At 64.0% G+C, this 2632-nt stretch carries 2 protein-coding genes; both read right to left on the bottom strand.

The genetic code is table 11. The features are described from left to right. Nucleotides 1-138: 138 nt before the first annotated feature. Nucleotides 139-1365, bottom strand: coding sequence for an amidohydrolase (locus EOA28_RS32005; RefSeq protein ID WP_127252783.1), 1227 nt, complete (start codon nucleotides 1363-1365; stop codon nucleotides 139-141). Next, nucleotides 1352-2530, bottom strand: a complete 1179-nt coding sequence (locus EOA28_RS32000; RefSeq protein ID WP_127252782.1) for a M24 family metallopeptidase — start codon at nucleotides 2528-2530, stop codon at nucleotides 1352-1354. The genes EOA28_RS32005 and EOA28_RS32000 overlap by 14 nt, the downstream gene beginning before the upstream one ends. Nucleotides 2531-2632: the final 102 nt, after the last annotated feature.

The following is a 2632-nucleotide window of genomic DNA, read 5'->3' as shown; positions in this document are numbered from 1 at the left end:
CTATCACCGCCGATCGCCGTTTCCTGCGAGGTGCGCCACGATGGCGAGGCGGTCGACCCGCTACGCTTCCTCACTGTCGGCAAGAAGGTCGCGCAATACCTTTGACCGGCTTATCCGACAAAGGCGCCTGCGGATCGGCTAAGCGCCGTAATTCTCCTGTCCGGCCAGGTACATCGTTGCCGCCGAAACCAGAGTAAGGACGCCGTTCTTCAACGCCGTCTCGTCGATGCGGAACCTGGAATGGTGGAGTGGGTAGACTGACCCTACCCCCTCGTTGCGGATGCCGAGCCGGAAATAGACCGACGGGCGTTTCTCGCTGTAGTAAGCGAAGTCGTCGGCAATGCTCCATCCAGGCATGTTGAGAGCATTGTCTGCGCCAATGCTGGCTTTGGCGCCGGCCATGATGAGCGCGGCCATACCGGCATCGTTGACGACGCCCGGTTCGCCCCGGCGGATGTCGATCTTTACGCTGGCGCCGTGGCTTGCCGCTATTCCGTCCAGCACTTCACGAAGCCGGCGCCAGGTCCGCACGCGAGTGGCGTCGTTGCCGCTGCGGATGGTGCCTTTGAACGCGACCTTGCCGGCAGTGACGTTATAGGCATTGCCGCCATTGATGGCGGTCACCGAGATGACCAGCGGATCATAGGGATCGGTCTCACGCGAAACGATCTTCTGCAGCTCGCTAACCATGGAGCAGGCGACAGTCAGCGCGTCTATGCCTTCATAGGGCTTTGCCGCATGCGCCGCCGAGCCGGTGACCAGCACATCGAACGTGTCGCAGGCGAGAGTGTAGGGACCCGGGCCGACGGCCACCTTGCCGGACGGCGTATACGGATCGACATGGACGCAGATCGCGGCATCGACGTCGTCGAGAAGCCCCTCCTCGACCACCCGTCGCCCACCAGACGGTTCATCTTCCTCGGCCGGCTGGAAGATGAGGCGAACGGTTCCGCCGAAACTGTCGCGTGAGCGATTGAGATGCGCGGCGACCGCAAAGCCCATCGCGGCGTGGGCGTCATGACCGCAGGCATGCATCACGCCCGGATTTTTGGACGCAAAGTCGACGCCGGACTCCTCCTCGATCGGCAGGGCGTCGATATCGGCGCGGATAGCCACCTTGCGGTTCGAAGGCCGGCCGGTGCCGACGATGTCGACGGCAAGCCCGTAGCCGGCGACATCGCGGATCTCGGTGATCCCTTCCTTTACAAGCATCTCGCGCAAGTAACGCTGCGTGCGTGCCTCCCGGTTCGACAGCTCGGGATGGCGGTGCAGATGGCGCCGGATCTCGATCATCCGATCGAGAATTCCGGCATCGATGTCGGGCGCGGCATCGCTCGTCGAGGACGGCCGGTCAGGTTTTGACATGAATATCCCGCGGGAACTTCGTCAGCGTCTCGTTGCCGGACTCGGTCACCAAAATGGTTTCGCTGACCTCGATGCCCCAGCCGTCCATCCACATGCCCAGGATGGAATGGACGACATTGCCGGGCTGCAGCACCGTCTTGTCGCCGGGCCGCAGGCTGATCGTGTGCTCGCCCCAATCCGGCGGATAGGCAACGCCGATCGAATAGCCGATACGCGATTCCTTCTTCAGCCCGTGACGGGCAATGACCTTGCGCCAGGCAGCTTCGACAGCCTCGGCGGTGGTGCCCGGCCGTACCGTGTCGAGCACCGCATCCATGCCTTCGATCACCGCCTTTGCCGTATCCGCGACGCTCGCCGGCGTCTTGCCGAGCTGCATCGTCCTGGCTAGCCCCGCCGCATAGCGGCGGCAGACGCCGGCGAGTTCCAGCGCGATGGTTTCGTCCTTCCCGAACCGCCTGTCGCTCCACATAATGTGTGGCGCGGAAGCGTTTTCGCCGCCGAGGATCGTCGGCGGCAGCGCGGTGATGTCGCCGGCGAAATCCGGGCTGCCGGCGATCTGCGCCGCCTGGATGGAAGCAATCGCGTCGCATTCGCGCACACCCGGCGCGATGACCTCGTAGGCCCGCGCGACCGCCGCCTCGGCCAGTCTTGACGCCTTGCGAAGATAGGCGATTTCCGGCGCCGACTTGACCGCGCGGATCCAGTTCACGAGCAGGTCGGCGTCGTGCCATTTCGCATTGGGCAGGCCGGCGACGAGCCGCGCATGCGCCTTGGGCGAAAAATAATAGGCTTCAAGCTCGATGCCGACGGGACGGTTGCCCCAGCCCTTGGCGACGATCCAGGCCGCGATCCAGTCCATCGGGTGCCGGTCGGCCCGCTGGACATGGTCCTCCGGGAAGCCGACGACGTTTTCCGGCTTCACCCAGGCCGTCAGCAAGCCGCCGGCCGCATCCATGGCGCGGCCGATCCAGACAGGCTCCGCGTCCTCGATGGGAACAAGCACGACCTGCGGCGTGTAGAACGACCAGCCGTCATAGCCGGTGATGTAGTGCTGGTTGGCGACGTCGTTGACGATCAGGAGTTCGATGCTGCGCCTGGCCATCTCGGCGCGGATTTTTCCGAGCCGCCGCTGGTACTCTGCGCGGGCAAAAGGCAGTTCAATCATCTTTTCTCCTCATCGGATCGATCTGGTCGGGGACGAAGCCCTATCGTCCTACCATTGCGGTGGTTTTGAGCGACGACAATCGGCCAGGAAGGTGCATAGGCA

The sequence above is a fragment of the Mesorhizobium sp. M2A.F.Ca.ET.067.02.1.1 genome (assembly GCF_004023285.1).
Classification (GTDB): domain Bacteria; phylum Pseudomonadota; class Alphaproteobacteria; order Rhizobiales; family Rhizobiaceae; genus Mesorhizobium.
This window is presented reverse-complemented; position numbering and strand designations above follow the sequence as displayed.

What these genes read in the sequence shown, in the direction of transcription:
- EOA28_RS32000 (WP_127252782.1), bottom strand. Translation starts at nt 2,530, where the DNA reads ATGATTGAACTGCCTTTTGCCCGCGCAGAGTACCAGCGGCGGCTCGGA.
- EOA28_RS32005 (WP_127252783.1), bottom strand. Translation starts at nt 1,365, where the DNA reads ATGTCAAAACCTGACCGGCCGTCCTCGACGAGCGATGCCGCGCCCGAC.